This is a genomic window from Streptomyces sp. NPDC059371, assembly GCF_042751995.1.
Classification (GTDB): Bacteria; Actinomycetota; Actinomycetes; order Streptomycetales; family Streptomycetaceae; genus Streptomyces.
In genome coordinates, this window is sequence record NZ_JBHYXD010000023.1 from 2,937 (window position 1) to 19,481 (window position 16,545).

Annotated in this window: 15 protein-coding genes and 1 pseudogene; 8 read left to right on the forward strand and 8 right to left on the reverse strand. The window is 73.7% G+C overall.

Annotated elements, in window-relative coordinates:
• The 3 genes and pseudogenes from ACFXGX_RS15815 to ACFXGX_RS15825 all read right to left on the reverse strand — a co-directional run.
• Positions 1 to 908: pseudogene (locus ACFXGX_RS15815) on the reverse strand (Toxic cation resistance protein); the annotation flags it as partial.
• Positions 909 to 1,151: 243 nt separating this feature from the next.
• Positions 1,152 to 3,086, reverse strand: a complete 1,935-nt coding sequence (locus ACFXGX_RS15820; protein WP_384790472.1) for an FUSC family protein — start codon at positions 3,084 to 3,086, stop codon at positions 1,152 to 1,154.
• A 197-nt stretch (positions 3,087 to 3,283) separates the two neighbouring features.
• Complete coding sequence (locus ACFXGX_RS15825) at positions 3,284 to 4,183, reverse strand: hypothetical protein (RefSeq protein WP_384790475.1); 900 nt, start codon at positions 4,181 to 4,183, stop codon at positions 3,284 to 3,286.
• Positions 4,184 to 4,372: 189 nt separating this feature from the next.
• Between ACFXGX_RS15825 and ACFXGX_RS15830 the strand changes: the two genes are divergently transcribed.
• Positions 4,373 to 4,924 carry an SH3 domain-containing protein gene (locus ACFXGX_RS15830; RefSeq protein ID WP_384790478.1) on the forward strand — a complete coding sequence of 184 codons (552 nt, stop codon included), beginning with the start codon at positions 4,373 to 4,375 and terminating at the stop codon, positions 4,922 to 4,924.
• 69 nt (positions 4,925 to 4,993) lie between these two features.
• On the opposite strand, the gene ACFXGX_RS15835 is transcribed toward ACFXGX_RS15830, so the two are convergent.
• On the reverse strand, positions 4,994 to 5,431 hold the full coding sequence (locus ACFXGX_RS15835; RefSeq protein ID WP_384790481.1) for a hypothetical protein: 438 nt from the start codon (positions 5,429 to 5,431) through the stop codon (positions 4,994 to 4,996).
• A 180-nt stretch (positions 5,432 to 5,611) separates the two neighbouring features.
• On the opposite strand from ACFXGX_RS15835, the gene ACFXGX_RS15840 reads away from it, so the two are divergent.
• The 3 genes from ACFXGX_RS15840 (at position 5,612) to ACFXGX_RS15850 (ending at position 8,918) form a co-directional block, all read left to right on the forward strand.
• Complete coding sequence (locus tag ACFXGX_RS15840) at positions 5,612 to 6,250, forward strand: NAD(P)-dependent oxidoreductase (protein WP_384790484.1); 639 nt, start codon at positions 5,612 to 5,614, stop codon at positions 6,248 to 6,250.
• Positions 6,251 to 6,278: 28 nt separating this feature from the next.
• The gene (locus tag ACFXGX_RS15845; protein ID WP_384790487.1) at positions 6,279 to 7,472 is read left to right on the forward strand and encodes a PP2C family protein-serine/threonine phosphatase; all 1,194 of its coding nucleotides are present in this window, start codon (positions 6,279 to 6,281) and stop codon (positions 7,470 to 7,472) included.
• A 168-nt stretch (positions 7,473 to 7,640) separates the two neighbouring features.
• Positions 7,641 to 8,918 carry a hypothetical protein gene (locus tag ACFXGX_RS15850; RefSeq protein ID WP_384790490.1) on the forward strand — a complete coding sequence of 426 codons (1,278 nt, stop codon included), beginning with the start codon at positions 7,641 to 7,643 and terminating at the stop codon, positions 8,916 to 8,918.
• Positions 8,919 to 8,939: 21 nt separating this feature from the next.
• On the opposite strand, the gene ACFXGX_RS15855 is transcribed toward ACFXGX_RS15850, so the two are convergent.
• Both ACFXGX_RS15855 and ACFXGX_RS15860 read right to left on the reverse strand, forming a co-directional pair.
• Positions 8,940 to 10,187: an amidohydrolase gene (locus ACFXGX_RS15855; RefSeq protein ID WP_384790493.1), complete on the reverse strand. Its 1,248-nt coding sequence runs from the start codon at positions 10,185 to 10,187 to the stop codon at positions 8,940 to 8,942.
• Positions 10,188 to 10,259: 72 nt separating this feature from the next.
• Positions 10,260 to 10,433 (reverse strand): hypothetical protein, encoded by a 174-nt coding sequence (locus tag ACFXGX_RS15860; protein WP_384790496.1) that lies wholly within the window; start codon positions 10,431 to 10,433, stop codon positions 10,260 to 10,262.
• Positions 10,434 to 10,583: 150 nt separating this feature from the next.
• Between ACFXGX_RS15860 and ACFXGX_RS15865 the strand changes: the two genes are divergently transcribed.
• Positions 10,584 to 11,927, forward strand: coding sequence for a tetratricopeptide repeat protein (locus ACFXGX_RS15865; protein WP_384790499.1), 1,344 nt, complete (start codon positions 10,584 to 10,586; stop codon positions 11,925 to 11,927).
• Between the two features lie 16 nt (positions 11,928 to 11,943).
• On the opposite strand, the gene ACFXGX_RS15870 is transcribed toward ACFXGX_RS15865, so the two are convergent.
• Together ACFXGX_RS15870 and ACFXGX_RS15875 are read right to left on the reverse strand one after the other, a co-directional pair.
• Entirely contained in the window at positions 11,944 to 12,729 is a 786-nt protein-coding gene (locus ACFXGX_RS15870) for a hypothetical protein (protein ID WP_384790502.1), read from the reverse strand.
• Entirely contained in the window at positions 12,719 to 13,276 is a 558-nt protein-coding gene (locus ACFXGX_RS15875; protein WP_384790505.1) for a SigE family RNA polymerase sigma factor, read from the reverse strand. The genes ACFXGX_RS15870 and ACFXGX_RS15875 overlap by 11 nt, the downstream gene beginning before the upstream one ends.
• Positions 13,277 to 13,387: 111 nt before the next feature.
• Between ACFXGX_RS15875 and ACFXGX_RS15880 the strand changes: the two genes are divergently transcribed.
• The 3 genes from ACFXGX_RS15880 to ACFXGX_RS15890 all read left to right on the forward strand — a co-directional run bounded on the left by ACFXGX_RS15880 (position 13,388) and on the right by ACFXGX_RS15890 (position 16,306).
• Entirely contained in the window at positions 13,388 to 14,326 is a 939-nt protein-coding gene (locus ACFXGX_RS15880; RefSeq protein ID WP_384790508.1) for a L,D-transpeptidase, read from the forward strand.
• Between the two features lie 121 nt (positions 14,327 to 14,447).
• Complete coding sequence (locus ACFXGX_RS15885; RefSeq protein ID WP_384790511.1) at positions 14,448 to 15,044, forward strand: hypothetical protein; 597 nt, start codon at positions 14,448 to 14,450, stop codon at positions 15,042 to 15,044.
• A gap of 182 nt (positions 15,045 to 15,226) precedes the next feature.
• Positions 15,227 to 16,306 (forward strand): tyrosine-protein phosphatase, encoded by a 1,080-nt coding sequence (locus tag ACFXGX_RS15890; protein WP_384790513.1) that lies wholly within the window; start codon positions 15,227 to 15,229, stop codon positions 16,304 to 16,306.
• Positions 16,307 to 16,545: the final 239 nt, after the last annotated feature.

The following is a 16,545-nucleotide window of genomic DNA, read 5'->3' on the forward strand; positions in this document are numbered from 1 at the left end:
ACCTCGGGCTCCGCCTCGGTCACCGGCGCCGCCTCGGGCTCCGCCTCGGTCACCGGCGCCGCCTCGGGCTCCGCCTCGGTCACCGGCGCCGCCTCGGGCTCCGCCTCGGTCACCGGCGCCGCCTCGGCCTCGGTGACCGGCTCGGGCTCGTCTGTGGCTTCCGCCTCGGCTTCGCCTTCGGCGCGGTCGTTCCCACCCGCACCACCCGTGCTGCTTTCGTCGTCGGCTGCGGGTGCCTCCTGTGGGGCCTCACCGCCGTCGGCGACCGCGGGCTCGTCCGCCTGCACAGCCTCGGCGACTGCGGGCTCGTCCGCCTGCTCGGCCTCGGCGACCGGCTCGGCCTCGACGACCGGCTCCGCCTCGACGACCGGCTCGGCCTCGACCTCGGCCTCAGCGGCCGGCTCGGGCTCCGCGGCGGCTTCGGTCTCGGCGACCGGCTCCGCCTCGGGTGCAGCCTCCGCTTCGGGGGCGGCTTCGGTCTCGGCGACCGGCTCCGCCTCGGGCGCAGCCTCGACCTCGGCCTCAGGGGTCGGCTCGGGCGCAGCCTCGGCCTCGGGCTCGGCGGTCGGCTCGGGCTCGGGCGCGGCCTCGGGCTCGGTGGGGGCCGGGGGCTTCTCGCTGGTGGGCTCCGCCGGAGGCGTCTGCTTGGGGACCGTTACGTTGTCGAAGGCGGCCGACACGAGTTCGTCGACCACCGAGGGTTCGGGCTCGGAGGCGGGTGCCGGGATTCTCGGCTCGGCCTCCGGTGCCGATGTGGAGGCCGGGTCGGCCTCGGGGGAATGTGTCGGCTCCGCGGCGGGAGCCGGGACCGTCGCGGTCGACGTGGCCTCTCGCGAGGTCTCCGCGTCAGCGTCACGACCCTTGCGTGAGCGGCCGAACGCATTCCGCAGGAGAGTGAGAATGCCCATGTGCGCAACCCTTCGCGTGAGTTGATCCCGTCAATCCCTGGCCAGGACGGACACGTAAGGTTAGCGGCCATAGATGGTGATCTTCGGCAGGGGCGGCGCTCCGGACAACCGTCGCGTCAACCCCCCTACAGCGCCCACGGGTTCACTTTCCTACCATGGTGATTTGTCGGAATTCTGAGTTCCGTCCGTCCCGCGCGTGGAGCCGGGACGATGGCCGAATAGTCGGTGCCGACGCCTCCCGTGTCAATGCGGTGAGGTGATCGCCCTGGCCGCCGCGACCTCCTGCCGCACCGGTTCGAGGACGCTGCCCGCGGGCCCGGTGAGATCCGAGCGGACCGCGAAGAGCACATCCGTCTCGCGCAAACCCTCGGACAACTCCCGGAGCTGGCGGGCGATGGTGGAGATCTCGGCGGCGGACGGCTCGGCCGCGCCCTGTCTGACCCGGACCCGGGCGGCGGTCGTGGCGTCCACGATCCGCTCGACGGCGACGACGAGCGGCATCCAGGCCGCGGCGCGGCGCCCGTTCGGCGGTGGTTCGGTGAGCGCGCGCTGGAACTCCGTACGGATGGAGGACAGGTCGCGGTACAGCCGGCGCCTGCTGCGGGCGCGGGCCGCGGGCTCCGCGGCGTCCCCGAAGGCCAGCTCGACATAGCCGGCGGTGTCGGCGACCGCGTCCGCGAGCCGGTCGCCGACCCGGGCGTGCCAGCTCTCCGGCCAGAGCAGATATCCGGCCACCAGGGCGATGCCGCAGCCGACCAGGGAGTCGATCAGGCGGGGGACGACGAGCCCGGTTCCCTGGTGGTTGAGGATGTCGGACAGCAGCAGGATCACCGGGGTGATGGCAGCGGTCTGGTAGCCGTAGCCGCGCGGGGTCAGGGCCGGAATGAGCACGCCGAGCGCCATCAGCACGGGCACGTCCCACCAGCCGCGCGGCACCAGCGTCAGCACGGTCGCCGCGACCACGAGGCCCACGACCGTGCCGAGGGCGCGCAGCAGGGCCCGGGAGAAGACGGAGCCGTAGTCGGGCTTCATGACGAAGGTGATGGTGAGCGCGACCCAGTAGGAGCGCGGTACTTCGACGGTCGAGACGAGCACCTGACCGAGGCCGATGCACAGGGCGAGGCGGGTGCCGTAGCGCCAGGAGGCCGCCGACAGCAGGACGTTGCGGGTGGCGCCGGCGGCGCGGACACGCAGCGCGGCGGGCCGGCCGAGGCGGTCGTCGAGGGCGCCCGGGTCCGGGGACCGGTCGGTCACGACACGGGCGGCGTGCCGCAGGGCGTGGTCGACGGCGCGCGCGGTCTCGTCGGCCGGGGCGGGCAGCCGCAGTTCGAGGGGGTCGGTGCCACCGGTCTCGACGGTGTCGGCGAGCAGGCTCACGGCGGCGGGGATCGCGGCGGGCAGCGGCCGGCCCCGCTGGTGGGCGGCGGGCGCGGCCTCGACGACGGGGGTGACGGCGTTGAGCTGGGCGAGCAGCCGGACGAGGTCGGGGCTGCGGCCGTGGTGGAAGGCGCGCCGGGCGAGGACGAGGTCGTACGACTCGTTGAGGGACTGGGTGACGGCGAGGCGGAGACGGCCGTAGTCGTCGGTGCCGCTCGCGGCGAGCAGGTCGGCGACGGTGCGGTAGGTGTCCGCGACGGCGGATCGCTCCGGCACCCCCGAGCGCAGCGGCCAGGCGAGCAGGGTCAGCGCGAGGACGAGGAGTCCGCCGCCGGCCATCAGCAGCGGGGCGAGCCACCAGGCGCCGGGCAGCGGAAGTCCGGCGCCGATCACGCAGTTGAGGAGCAGCAGCAGTCCGGTGACGGAGGCGACGGCGCCGATCGACGAGATCATCCCGGAGACCAGCGCGACCACGGTCACCGTCACGACGGCGGCCCAGCCCTGCCCGTAGACCGCCGCGCCGATCGTGACGCCGATCGCGCCGAAGAGCTGGGGGACGGCGATGTTGAAGATCCGCATGCGGTACGCGTCGGCGGTGTCGCCGATGACTCCGGACAGCGCGCCCATGGAGGCGAGGGCGCCGTACGCGGGCTGTCCGCAGGCGAGGCCCACGGCGAGGGGGAGCGCCAGGGCGACGCCGGCGCGGGCGGCGGCGGCCCGGTTGACGGGGGCCCGCTGCGGCCGGAGGTTCCTGACCAGCCAGTCGGGAGGGGTGAGGCCGATGGGGAACGCGCGGGACATGCCCCAAGTATGGCGGTCTCCCCGGAGCGGCCCCGGGGACGGCCCCGGGGACGATCGCGGGGACTATCGCGCCGGTGGAGGGAGACTTCGCGGCGCGAGCGCGCGGGCAGGCCCCCCGTGGAGCGCGGTCAGGTTCCCACCTGGGGCGCGGTCGGGCTCCCCCGTGGAGCGCGGTCAGGCTCCCACCTCGGGCGTGGTCAGGCTCCCACGTGGGTCGACTGGTCCGCCGGAGTCTGCGCGGGGGCTTCGGCCGGCCGCCTTCGGCGGGCGTACGCACGGGCGAGGGCGGCGGCCAGAGCAACCGTCAGACCCACGGCCAGCAGCAGCCAGCTCACGAACCGGAGGGTCTCGGTGAGGGCGTCGTACACGGCGCCCGCGGCGGTGCGTGACACGTCGGGCGGCAGGTCGGCGAGGGTGAGCCGGCGGCCCACGACGATCGCGGCACCGAGCAGCGCGGCGCCCAGAGCGGTGCCGAGGCCCGTCGCGAGGACCGCCCGGCGACGGCGCACGGCGATGACGATGCCGGTCGCCGCGAAGACGACCGACGCCGACGGGAGCCAGAATCCGGCGACTTCGAGCACGTGGAACCCCTTTCGGAGCCGGGCCAGGTCCTCGGCCTCGAGCACGGTGATCTCGGTGTGCTCGACCGGGATCCGGGCGGCCAACGGCATGTGGTCGTCGGCGAGCCGGCGTTTGACCTGCTCGGTGACGGGCGCGAGATCGACGGTCACGGCACCCTCGTGGTCCTCGCGCAGCGCCCGCATCACGGCGTCGTGCGCGGCCAGGTTGGCGGTCTCCCACGCCGCGCGGTACGCCTCGGTCTCGGTGAACGAGCGCACGGCGTCCCGCACGAAGTGGTTCACCGGCCCCTGGAGCCGCGGCCGTACGTGGACCTCGCGCAGGATGTCGTCGGTGACGCCGGCCGCGATCGCGTCCCGGACGTCCTCGTCGGCGGCGAGGGGCGCCATGGTGGCCTCGTACCGCTCGGAGTCGCCGAGGCCGTACGTCGCCCACGCCGACAGCGCGCCGAGCGGCGCGAGGAGGCAGGCGAGCGCGATCAGCACGGCCGAGAGGGCGCTCCGGACACGAGGGGACACGTCTTCAGGCAAGGCCTCCCGGACCCCGTGCGCGACCGGGCCGCCTGCAAATGGGCGCATATGACAAGCCGTACGGGGAGCTCCCGCGCATCGGACTCACGCATCCCTTGGGCCCCAAGGGTTTTGGGCGCTCGGGTGGAGCCCTCACCCGAACGGGTGTTTCCTGGATCTGGGGAGAAGGAGGCCGATATGCGCACCACCCCAGCCCCGCGGATTCTTGCCGCGGCCCTGCTCAGCGGCGGTGTACTGACCGCCCTGGCCGCCGGTCCCACCATGGCGGCGACCGAGTCGGCGCACACCGGCGACGGCTCCGGGAGTTCCGTCCGGGGCACCGTCATCTCCAGCGGTGAGATGAACCTGCGGCTTCAGCCCAGCACCGGCTCGCCCGTCGTCGGCTCGCTTCCCTCGGGCAGCCAGGACCGCGTGCAGTGCGCGGTGAACGGGCAGAGCGTGTCCGGAACCACCGTCTGGTACTGGCTCGTCGGCGCCCATGCCTGGGCCAGCGCGGCGTTCGTCTCCACCAACGGCCAGTGGGTGCCGAGTTGCTCGGACCCGAGCCCCGACCATAAGGACGGGACCTGGCACAACGCGCACTGGGACAACGACCGGAACCCCGGCAACGACCCCGGCTGGAGCGTGAGCGCCTCGGGCTCTTGGACCTTCACCGTCTCCAGCGCGTGGAGCTGGACCGTCTCCGGCTCCTCCTCGAACTCCTGGGACTGGGTCCCAGGTGGCAGGTGAGTAGGTGAGTGAGGGAGACGCATGAGGCCCCGGCACTGCGCCGGGGCCTCATGTGCTCGCCGTTCGCGCCTACTTGCTCGCCTTTCCCTCCGCGTCCTCGTGCGTGTAGTAGCGGTAGAAGGCCACCGCGTACACGCCCACCGCCACCGGCAGCGACATGAACACGGACCGCAGAACGGTCGCGTCGGTCTGGCTGTACAGGAAACCGAACGCGCAGCCCGCGAACACGGCCCACACCAGCGCGTGCGTCTCGCGCCGCATCAGCGGAGCCACCGTCCGTGCGCCCACGTAGGCCGCCGCGAACGCGATGGCGCACACGAAGCCGAACAGCACGTTCCAGCCCGTGATGGCACCGGCGTCCCGGTTGATGGCGGCGGCCCAGTAGCCGTAGACGAGCCCGCCGGCGACGGGTACGGCCCACTGCGCGATCGTGTGGGTCTGTGCCCCGAAGACATCGGACGATCCGGATGTACCTGGTGTCCCTGACACGGGTGCGGCTTGAGCCATGGAAGGACTCCTCTCTGCTCGCCCCCGCCTTCCAGGTCACACCTCGCCGCAGCCCCTGGCAACTCGGGGCGGGACCCTCCCGCAGCGCTCCCGCGGCGCCCCGCCCGCACCCCCCACGACACCCTTTTGCCCCGCTTCGCCGGGATGCGGGGGAAATGGTCGCGTGCTTCGCTGAGGTGCATGAAGCTCGTACTCTTCGGTGCCACCGGCATGGTCGGCAGCCGTATCGCCACGGAGGCGTCGGCGCGCGGACACCAGGTCGTCGCGGTCAGCCGCTCCGGGCAGTCCCCGGTCCCCGGGGTCGCCGCGACGGCGGCGGACGCCTCGGACGCGGCGAAGGTCGCCGAGCTGGTGTCCGGCGCGGACGCGGTGGGGTCGGCGTGCGTCCCGCCCCGGGACGGCTCGGATCCCCGCGAACCCTTCCTGGCCCTCAACCACTCCCTGGTGGAGGGTGTCCGCTCGGCCGGGGTGCACCGGCTCGTGATCGTCGGCGGGGCGGGCACCCTGGAGGTCGCGCCCGGCGAGGCCGCCTGCGACCAGCCGGACTTCCCCGAGGCCTACCTGCCCGAGGCACTCGCCCACCGCGACGCCCTCACCTATCTGCGCAGCGACGTCGACGACCTCGACTGGACCTACATCTCGCCCGCCGCCGATATCGCCCCCGGCGAACGCACGGGCGAGTTCAGGATCGGCGGCGACCGCATGCTCACCGACGCGGGCGGCCAGAGCCGCATCAGCGCCGAGGACTACGCGATGGCCTTCGTGGACCAGCTCGAGATGCCCGTCCACCCGCACGGCCGTATGTCCGTCGCCTACTGAGAACACGAGACGGAGGCGGTACGGGGAGGTGGTCGCCCGGAGATCCGTACGCGACCGGCTCCGGCACGCCCTGCGGCCCCGCGCCGGGCTGCCGGACGCCTTCCCGCGGTCGAAGCCGCTGAAGGTACGCGGGCGCAGTGTGGCCTGGCTGCCCGCGCTGCTGCTGCTCACCGGCATCGTGCTGCTCGACGCCAACACCTCCGGCCGGTTCCGGATCATCTCCTGGCTCGTGCTCGTACCGGTCATCGCGGCGGCGATCTGCGGAGTGCTGGGCACGCTGGCGCTCGGCGTGCTGTCGCTGCTCGCCTACGGCGCCATCGACGCGTCGTGGCCGCACCGGTACCAGAACGGCCTGCCCGATTTCATCCTCGTCGTGGTCGGCAGCGCCCTCGCGGCCCTCGCCTGCTCCGTGCGGCTGCGCGCCGAGCGCCAGATGCTGCACATGCGGGACGTCGCCGAGACGACCCGGCGTACCGTGCTGCGCCCGATGCCCCCGGGCTGGGGCGGCCTCGACCACGCGGCCGTCTACCTCGCCGCCGACAGCGAGGCCCGGGTCGGCGGCGACTTCTACGACATCCAGCCCGGCCGGCACGGCACCCGCCTGCTGCTCGGGGACGTCCAGGGGAAGGGACTGGCGGCGGTCGAGGCGGCGGCCTCGCTGCTCGGCACCTTCCGCGAGGCGGCGTACCACGAGCCGGTACTCACCACGGTCGCCGGCCGGCTGGAGGTGCGGATGCTGCGGCACAACGGCTACCGCGTGGCACTCGGCCGCGACGACGGCGACCGTTTCGCGACCGGAGTCATGGTCGCCTTCCGCGAGGACACCCCGGCCACGGTGGAGGTCATCAACTTCGGCCACGAACCGCCGCTCGTGGTTACTGCCGACGGGGTGCGGAGCCTGCCTCCCGGCGACGGGCTCCCGCTCGGCATGGGCGATCTGGCCTCCGCGCCGCCACCGGTACTCCGCGTTCCGCTCGCCCCCGGGGAGACGCTGCTCATGGTCACCGACGGGGTGACCGAGGCCCGCGACGCGTCGGGCACCTTCTTCCCGCTCCGCGACACGCTCACCAAGGCGCTGGCACGGGACCCGCGCACCGCCGACCCGCACCGGCTCGTCCGGTGGGTGCGCGACGGCACACTCGATCACTGCGGCGGACGGCTCGCCGACGACACCACGATCTTCGCCGTGCGCCGCAGGGCGGCCGACGGCCGGCGGACGTAGCCGGGGCCGCGGACACGGACTCCGGGAGGCCCGGACGCGGACACCGCGGGCCCCGGACACGGGCTCCCGGTCCCTGGGCCGGGCGGGGGCGTTCGTCTCTTCGCGTCCCCTCTTTGCAGGCGCAGCCGTTACGGTGCTGAGGTGTCCGAACGATGGGGGAGAGAATCTGTGCCCGGAACCGTGCTGCTCCTCGCCGCCTCACCCGTGGGCAAGGGGTGTCTGGTGGACGCGGCTTCCGTGCTCCCCGTGCTCGCGGCTGTCGCCCCGCCGGTGCTGTCGGGAACCGACACGGCGAACGTCGTCGAACTGGCCGACCCGCTGGAGCCGCAGGCCGTGCTGACCCGGCTGCGCGCGGCGGCGACGGCGCCCGGACCGCTGACCATGTTCCTGACGGGACAGCTCCAACTCGACCGCCGCCAGCGGCTTCCGCACCTCGCGCTGGCCCGCACCACCCCGGCGACGGTCCGCTACACGGCCTTCCCCTGGCGCTGGATCGCCGACGAACTGCGGCTGCGCCCACCGGGTTCGACGACCGTGTTCGTCGACCTGCACGCGGACGCGGACGCCTGGGAGTTCCTCGCCGGGCGCCCCCTCACGGCGGGCCCGTCGACCGAGCTGTACGGCCGCGTCGCCCCGCCGCCGTCCCGTCGTACGGTGGCACAGCCGGCGTACATGCGAGCGGTCGCCACCCTGCTCCGCAGCGGCCACCGGCCGCACCCCGCACAGCTCCACCAGCAGGCCCTGACGAGGACGTCGGGCGAGGGGAGCGCCCGGCAGGGGGCGACGGACCTCGTGCTCGCGCCCGGGCAGTCCTGGGCCGGGCGACCATGGCCTCCGGCACCGGAGTTCACGACGGTCACGGCTCCGCCGCCGGAGTTCGCGTCCGTCACGGTTGCGCCGCGCACGCCCGCCCCCTCGCCGGCTCCACCGGCCGCCGCACCCGCGCCGGTTCCGCCGGCCACCCCGCCCGCGCCACCCGTGACGATCCCCGGCCAGACGGAGCGGCGAGCCGGTTCGCCGTCCCCCGATCCGCACGGGGAGATCACCGCGGCGGTCCGCGACGGCCGTCACGAGGACGCCCTCGCGCTGGCGGCGCGCTGGGAGCGGGAGGCGCTGCGGACGCACGGGCCCGGCTCCGAGCAGGTGCTGCACTGGATGGAGGTACGGGCGGACCTGGCGATGCTCGCGGGGGACGCGGAGCGGAGCTGCCGCGGCTGGCTGGCCCTCGCCGTGACCCGGCTGGACGCGGGGCAGGCGCCGGGCGCCCCGGAGGTGGAGTCGGCCGTGGACCGCGCCCACCACCAGTGGGGCCGTATCGCCGACCCGGCGCGGGCCCGTGAACTCGGGGCGGAACTGGCCCGGTTGAGACAGCGCGTGCCCGGACGCCGGGAGGGCGCGCTGGACCATGTCCGGCGGCAGCTCAGCCAGTTGCAGACGCAGGCCTGAGCGGCGCAGGTCCGGGGAGGATCAGCCCTCCTCGGACAGTGAGGCGAGCGCCCCCGACACCAGGGTCCGTACGCCCGGAGCGACCGTGGACAGGTCGGGGGCGAAGTGCGGACTGTGGTTGCTGGGCACGGCCGCGAGCCGGATCATGAGGTCCTCGGCGCCCGGGGCCGCGTTCCAGACGTCGGCGGGTGTGCTGGTCACGAACCAGTAGGAGTAGGGGATGCGGCCGTCCGCGAGCCGTGGGAAGTCCTCGCTGCCCATGGCCGGACCGGGGTCGAGGATCGTCCCGGCGCCGAAGACCTCCCCGTGCACGGCGGCGATACGGCGGTCGGTGTCGGCGTCGTTGACGGTCATCGGGAAGTCGTTGCCGACGGTGACCGTGGGCTCGGCCGGGCAGCCGGCCGCCGCGCACTCGCCCGCCGCCACGCGCCGCACGGCGGCGATCATCCGTTCCCGCACGTCCAGCGACTGTGTCCGCAGGTTCAGGGCGATCCGGGCCTCGGACGGGATGATGTTGTGCCGGGTGCCCGCCTCGATCCGTCCCACCGTCAGCACGGCGGACTCCCGGGCCGCGATCTCCCTGCTGACGACCGTCTGGAGCCGCGTCACGATGTACGCGGCGGTCACCACCGGGTCGACGGTCGCCTCGGGCCGCGAACCGTGCCCGCCCCGGCCGTGCACGACGATGTCGATGTCGGTCGAGGCGGACATGATCAGGCCCGGGGAGTGCGCGTACAGCCCGGCGGGGCCGGGCGCCACGTGCTGGGCGAGCAGGACGTCGGCCATCGGGAAGCGTTCGTGGAGACCGTCCGCGACCATGCGGGCCGCGCCCTCGCCGGTCTCCTCGGCGGGCTGCCCGACCAGCACCAGCGTGCCGGACCAGGTGTCCCGTCCGGCGGCGAGCGCCTGTGCCGCGCCGGCGAGCCAGGTGACGTGCAGATCGTGGCCGCAGGCGTGCATGACCCCGGCGGTCCCCGAGGCGTACGGCAGCCCGGTCTCCTCGGGGACGGGCAGCGCGTCCATGTCGGCGCGCAGCAGGACGGTCGGCCCGTCCCCGTTGCGCAGGACGCCGACGACGCCCGTACCGCCCACGCCCTCGGTCGTGTCGTACCCGGCCTTGCGCAGCCGCTCCGCGAGGAGGGCGGCCGTACGGTGTTCGCGCAGCGACAGTTCGGGATGCCGGTGCAGATCCCGGTAGAAGTCCTCCAGGGCGGGGACCGGGAGGTCGGCGGTGAGGTCCAGCGCGGTACGAGCGGCGGAAGAGGTCACCGGGTCAGCGTAGGCGCCACGTTTTCGTCGTACGGGGGATTCGCCGCTTTCGTACGGCCGCCCGGGAAGGCGTCACCGGCCCGCGGAGAGTCCCTGGTGACCGGTCGTGTGCGTGACGGTGTGGACCGCGGGGGCCTGGTCGGCCGCTCTCGCGGGGCCGACGTTCGCCGCCGTGACCAGCGCGGCGACCGCGATGACGGCGGCGAGAAGCCCTCTGGAGTAGCGCGCGGAAATACGTCGGAGCACGGTGACCTCGCAACAACAGCGGCGTATTAAGCATGCTTAATCCGGCGCTTAACGTAGAGGCTCCCGGGCGCACATCGCAAGAGGGTCCCGAAGTTGGACAGTAGTCAAAACCCGGACCGGCTCGACTCGGCTGGATGGCATGCTTGACCCATGGCGGAGCGGGACGACCCTGAGATCATCGGGCGCAGGGTGCAACGGCTGCGTACAGAACGCGGTTTGACGCAGAAACAGCTCGCGGAGCCCGTGTACACGCCCGCGTACATCTCCACCCTGGAGGCCGGCCGGGTCCGGGCTTCCGAGCCCGCGCTGCGGCACATAGCCGGCCGTCTCGGCGTCGCGTACGAGGAGCTGGCGACCGGACGGCCCGCCCATCTCGCCACCGACCTGCGGCTGCGGCTGACGGACGCGCAGCGCACGCTCTCCACCGGAGAGGCCGAGGTGGCCGCCGAGGTCTACGCCGTTCTGCTCGCGGAGGCCGAGGCCCACGGGCTGGTCGCCGAACAGGCGGCGGCACTCCTCGGACTCGGCGAATGCGCCCTGGACACAGGGGATCTGGAGACGGCGCAGCGGCGCTTCGAGGAGTCGGAGCAGCGGCTGGGGGACGCGCCGCTGACACAGCGGGTGCCCGCCGTGCGGGGCCGGGCGGTCTCCCACTATCTCGCAGGTGAACTCCGCTACGCCTGCTACCTGTTCGAGTCCACCCTCGACGAGCTCAACCGGACGGGCCTGCACGATCCTGAGGCGCTGCTCCTCCTCTACACGGGGGTCATAGCGCCCTACATGGACATGGGCGCGCACGCCCGGGCCGCCCAGGCCGCCGAGTTCGCGCTCGCCCTCGCGCCGCAGGTGCAGGACCCGGCGCTGGTGGCGCGGATGCACCGGTCGGTGGCGCGGACGATGATCGCCGAGGGGCGGATCGCCGAGGCCGACGCCTCCCTCGCCAAGGCCGCCGAGCTCTACCGCCAGCTCCAGATCCGCACCGAGCTCGCCAACTGCCACTGGATGCGCGGATATCTGTACGCACAGAACGGCGAACTGGAGCGCGCGGAGAGCGAGTTGCGCGAGGCGCAGGCCATGCTCTCCGCGAAGCGGGCCGCGCTCTACACCAGTCAGGTCGCGGTGGAACTGGCCGACGTGCTGCACCGGCGCGGCAGGTCCGACGAGGCGGACGAGCTGCTGCGGCAGGTGCTCGGCGACCTGAACTCCGAGCGGGGCGCCATCCACGCGGCCGCCGCGCACCGCCTGCTCGGGATCATCGCGGAGGACACCCGGGACACCGAGGCGGCCGAGGAGCACTATGTGCGGGCGATGAGCCTGCTGGAGCGGGCGGGCGCGGCCGGTGACCTGGCGGACCTGTGCCGGCTGCTCGGCGACCTGCTGCGGCGCACCGGCCGGGTGGAAGCGGCCCTGGACGCCTACCGCACGGGCCTGGGCCACCGCACCGCCCCGGGCACGACGACCCTCGGCCCCGCCCCGGCCCAGCCGCCCCTCTGAGCATGTACGCGCCGCGCTAGCCGCCCGAGGTTCCCGAGCCCGAAGTCTCCGAGCCGGCCGTTGTGCCCGTGCCCGTGTCCGTGTCCGTGACTGCGTCTGTGCCGGTTGTCGTGCCCGAGTCGGTGGCCGCGTCCGAGCCCGCTGTCGCCGTCCCCCTGTTCGCCGCCGAGGCGGCCGAGGCGTTGGCCGACGGCTGGATCTCGACCACCGCGCCCGGTGCGAGCCGGTCGTACAGCAGCTTGGCATCGGACTTGTCCAGGTTGATCCAGCCGTTGTCGGGGTCGGAGATGCCCTTGTCGCCGATCGCCATGGAGCCGACGTAGTCCGTCGTGCCGTCGGGCCGGGCGAGCCTGATCACCCAGGAGGCCTGGAAGGAGTAGCCGCCGTCGAGGCCGACAGTCTTGCCGGAGACCCTCATGGTGACCTCCTTCCCGGCGACCGTCGTCCGCACCGCCGGTCCGACCCCGGTCAGGTTGTCGCCGTGGAGCGTCAGCCGCCGGCCGGCGACCGAGATCACGCGCTTGCCCAGATCGATCGTGGCGTCCGGCACCGCCACCGGCGGCTTCGGGGCGACGGTGGGGCTCGCGGCCGGCGGAGGCTCGTGCCGCGCCCCGCCGTCCGGGCCCGGCATCGCGACCAGGGCGAGAGCGCCCGCGACGGAGACGCCGGCCGCGGCCACAGCCGTACGGCGGCGGCGTCGGCGGCCCGTCGCCCGGCCGCGGATCTCCGCCCCGGTCAGCGCCGGAGGCCTTTCCGCCTCGGTCGCCAACTCGTGCAGGGCGGTGGTGAGTTCATCGGACACGGTCGTCCTCCCTCTCCCCCTCGCCCGGCGCGCCCGCGAAGCCCGACGGACGCGCGGAGCCGGCCGGATCCGCCGAATCCTCCGAGAGCACCCGCGCCAGCGCCGCCCGGCCCCGCGCGAGCCGGGCCTTGACCGTGCCGACGGGGGCACCGGTTTCGGAGGCTACCTGCTCGACACTCAAGTCGCACAGATGGTGCAGAACGATCGCCATCCGCTGTGCCTCGGGGAGCGTGCGCAACGCGGCGACGAGCGCGGTGCGTTCGGGACCCGGGCCCGGGGTGTGATCGGCCGGCGGGGTGCGCCGCACCAGTTCCAGCCATCGGCGGGCCCGGCGCCAGCGGCTCACCGCGAGCCGTGTCGCCACGGTCCGTATCCACGCCTCGGGAGCACCGTCGGCGAGGAACTCGCGCCGCCGGTCCCAGGCGCGGACGAACGCCTCCTGGACGACGTCCTGCGCCTCGCCGTGATCCCCCGTGAACGCGTAGAGCTGGCCGGTCAGCCGGGGGAACGCGGTCGCGTAGAACGCGTCGAACTCTTCCTCGGTCATGCCCCCCGCCCGAATGTCCGCGAATTCTCCGGCCGTGTGCAACCGGGCCGTCCCCACCGCGCGTACAGGTCCCGTACGTCGCACATCGAAACACACCACGGGGGGATCACCATGACCACGGGACTGCGGGGCCGCAGGGGCCGGTTGGCCCGTGCCTGGAGCGCGGCGGCGGTGTGCGCGCTCGCGCTCGCCGGATGCTCGGTGCAAGCGGCCGCCGACGGCGGGGGCGGGCCGGCCGCCACCGCCGGGCCGACGGGCACGGCACGGCCGAAACCCTCGCCCACACCGCTCGAGTCCCTGCCGGGCGCGCACATCAACATCGCCGACGGGCAGACCGTGGGGGTCGGCATGCCCGTCTCGGTGACCTTCGACCGTCCGATACCGGTGGCCGAACGGGCCGCTGTGGAACGGGAGTTGAAGGTGACCGGCGAGACCGAGGGCTCATGGGGGTGGGTGAAGGACCGTAACCTCGCCGACGGGCGGCGCGTCGACTTCCGGCCCCGCAGGTACTGGAAGCCCGGCACGGCGGTCACCGTCCGGGCCGGGGCCGGAATCACCAGGCATTTCACGGTCGGTCGCTCCTTCGTCGCCACAGTGGATGTCCGTACACACTTCATGACGCTCGAAACCGCCGGATCGTCGCGCCGCGTCCCGATCACCGCGGGCGCGCCGGGCATGGACACGTGGAACGGCACGATGGTCGTCTCCGACAAGGCGTCGAAGGTCTTCATGGACTCGCGGTCGGTCGGCTACGGCGACCAGTACGCGGATTACTACTACTACGCCGTCCATCTCACCGCCTCGGGCACCTACCTCCACCAGAACCCGAAGGCGAACGTCTACGGCGGCCGTCAGAACGTCACGCACGGCTGCGTCGGACTCGCCACCGGCGGCCCCGCGAAGCGGTTCTTCGACGAGGTCGTCCCCGGCGACGTCGTCAAGGTCGTCGGCTCCCGGGACACGGTCGCCGTCGGCAACGGCTACGGCGACTGGAACCTGACCTGGGACCAGTGGCGAGCCACGAGCGCGCTCGTCCGACACGTCCGCTGACACGTCCGCGCGGAAGATCTCCGGCCGGCGCCGTCCGGCCGGCGGGCGCCGGAAGACCGTACGGGGGAGCGGCGCCCCGGCACCGTCCGAACATCGTCCCATCACGAGGAGTTGTCCGTTCATGACAGGTACGAAGAGGTACGTGGCGGTGGCCGTGGCCGCCGCCGCGCTCATCACGGCGTCCACGGCCGCGTACGGCGTCCCGACCGCGAAGCCGGCGCCCGCCGCCGCCCGGCCGGCGCACGGCAGCGTGCTCTCGGCGCACGCTCCCGCCCTCCCGGCGAGGACCGCGCCCACGGCCCGGATCGTCGCGCCGGACGAGCACGTCACGGAGCCCGGCGGCGCCGAGTTCTGGCTGACCCCGGAGGGCAAGCACTGGACGACGCTCGACAACCCCGATCCCCAGTTCACGAACGTGGTCAACGGCAACATCGACCTCCACACGCCCGGTGTCTCCGCGTTCGTCGAGGGCACCGCCCAGGGCCACGTCACGCTCTCCGGCGTGTACTACGGCGGCACGGGCACCGCCTCGCGGGTCACGGTGCGGACCACGGCCGGAACCCTGCACGCCAAGCCCCTGGAGCTCGCGGGCAACCCCGGCTGGGGCGTCTGGTACGTCAGCACCGATCTGCCCGCCGCCGACGAGAACTACGCCGTCCGGCACGTCGTCGTCCGCGACACCACGGGCGGGGTCTACTCCCGGCTGGACCTGAGCTGAGCACTCGGGCGCCACTCGGGCGCGGGAGCCGGTCCATCCCGGCGGGCTCCCGCGCCCCGCTTCTCTCTCCCCGCACCCCCCCCGCACCAGCCCGTTCCGGCCACCGGTCCGACATCCGGGGGCTGCCCGGACGTCCGGCCGCGTACACCGGAATTTAGTTTCAACCACCAACTGTCCAGATCATGAAGATCGCATCCCTGGCCGGTGTCGTCCTCGCGCTCACCGCCGTCTCCGTGACCGCCCCCGCGGCCTCCGCCACGCCCGGCGGCCACACCCCGGCCACCCACCCCTTCGCCCGCACCGCCTCCCAGCGCATCCCCTTCACGTCCGCGACCGTCACCGCCGGTGACGACGGTTCGTACCGCGTCGTGTGGAGGGCTCCCGGAGTGCGCCAGGTGGTCGTCCGTGCCGCCGGGCGGGTCGTCGCCAGGGGCGGTGCCACGGGCGATGTCACGGTGCGCGGACTGCCCGCCGCCGACCGGCAGTGGTTCGACCTGGTCCCGCGGCACGGCGGCTCCCTCCACCTCGCCGACCGCCTGATCAAGCTCGACGGCGCGGTCAACTTCCGGGACGCCGGCGGCTACCGCACCGGCGACGGCCACTGGGTCAAGATGGGCGAGATCTACCGCTCGGACGCCCTGAACAAGCTCAGTGACGCCGACCTCGCGAAGCTGAAGCGGCTCGGCATCCACGCGGTGTACGACCTGCGGATGGAGTCGGAGCGCTCCTCGGCCCCGGACCGGGTGCCCTCCGGCGCCTCCTACACCGTCGCCGACGTGCTCGCCGGGTCCTCGACGCTCACGGCCATGCCGGCCACCGAGGCCGAGGCCGTCAAGATGATGGTCGACGGCGAGAAGTTCATGGTCGGCGGCGACACCGCGCGGGCCGCCTACACGACCGTCTACGCCGGGGCGGCCGACGGCGACGGCGTCCTCTACCACTGCACGGCCGGCAAGGACCGCACCGGCTGGTCCAGCGCGGCACTGCTCACCGCCGTCGGTGTCCCGCGCGCCACGGTGATGAACGACTACCTCGCCAGCAACACCTACCGCGCCGCCGTCAACGCGGCCACGCTCGCGGCCATGCCGCCGGCCCAGGCCGCCGTCTACAAGCCCCTGCTCGACGTCCGTGCCGAGTACCTCGACTCCGGCTTCGACGAGGTCCGCGCCGAGTACGGCGACTTCCGCTCGTACCTGAAGGACGGCCTGCACGTCGACGCCAAGGAACTGCGCGACCTCAAGCGCGAACTCCTGGTGGGCTGACCCGGGCGGCCGGCCGGCCCCGGACGCGCCGTCGCTGGTTGTCCGGTCCGCGACAGGCTCGCCCGGCGGACCGCCCCGCGCTCCGGAAAGATCACGGAGCCGACGCCCCGACGGCTGACCTCCGAGAACGCCCGGCCTGCCGGGCGGGGACCGTGCGAGGGGCACCCCGCCCGCCCCGTTCCGTAGTCCGCAGGGACGCCCAGTCGGAGCGCGATCGAGACCATCAAGCCCTACCGCCC

Bases quoted from the DNA above. Each gene is read 5' to 3' on its own strand.
- ACFXGX_RS15820 (WP_384790472.1), bottom strand. From the start codon at position 3,086: ATGTCCCGCGCGTTCCCCATCGGCCTCACCCCTCCCGACTGGCTGGTC.
- ACFXGX_RS15830 (WP_384790478.1), top strand. From the start codon at position 4,373: ATGCGCACCACCCCAGCCCCGCGGATTCTTGCCGCGGCCCTGCTCAGC.
- ACFXGX_RS15835 (WP_384790481.1), bottom strand. From the start codon at position 5,431: ATGGCTCAAGCCGCACCCGTGTCAGGGACACCAGGTACATCCGGATCG.
- ACFXGX_RS15840 (WP_384790484.1), top strand. From the start codon at position 5,612: ATGAAGCTCGTACTCTTCGGTGCCACCGGCATGGTCGGCAGCCGTATC.
- ACFXGX_RS15865 (WP_384790499.1), top strand. From the start codon at position 10,584: ATGGCGGAGCGGGACGACCCTGAGATCATCGGGCGCAGGGTGCAACGG.
- ACFXGX_RS15875 (WP_384790505.1), bottom strand. From the start codon at position 13,276: ATGACCGAGGAAGAGTTCGACGCGTTCTACGCGACCGCGTTCCCCCGG.
- ACFXGX_RS15880 (WP_384790508.1), top strand. From the start codon at position 13,388: ATGACCACGGGACTGCGGGGCCGCAGGGGCCGGTTGGCCCGTGCCTGG.
- ACFXGX_RS15885 (WP_384790511.1), top strand. From the start codon at position 14,448: ATGACAGGTACGAAGAGGTACGTGGCGGTGGCCGTGGCCGCCGCCGCG.
- ACFXGX_RS15890 (WP_384790513.1), top strand. From the start codon at position 15,227: ATGAAGATCGCATCCCTGGCCGGTGTCGTCCTCGCGCTCACCGCCGTC.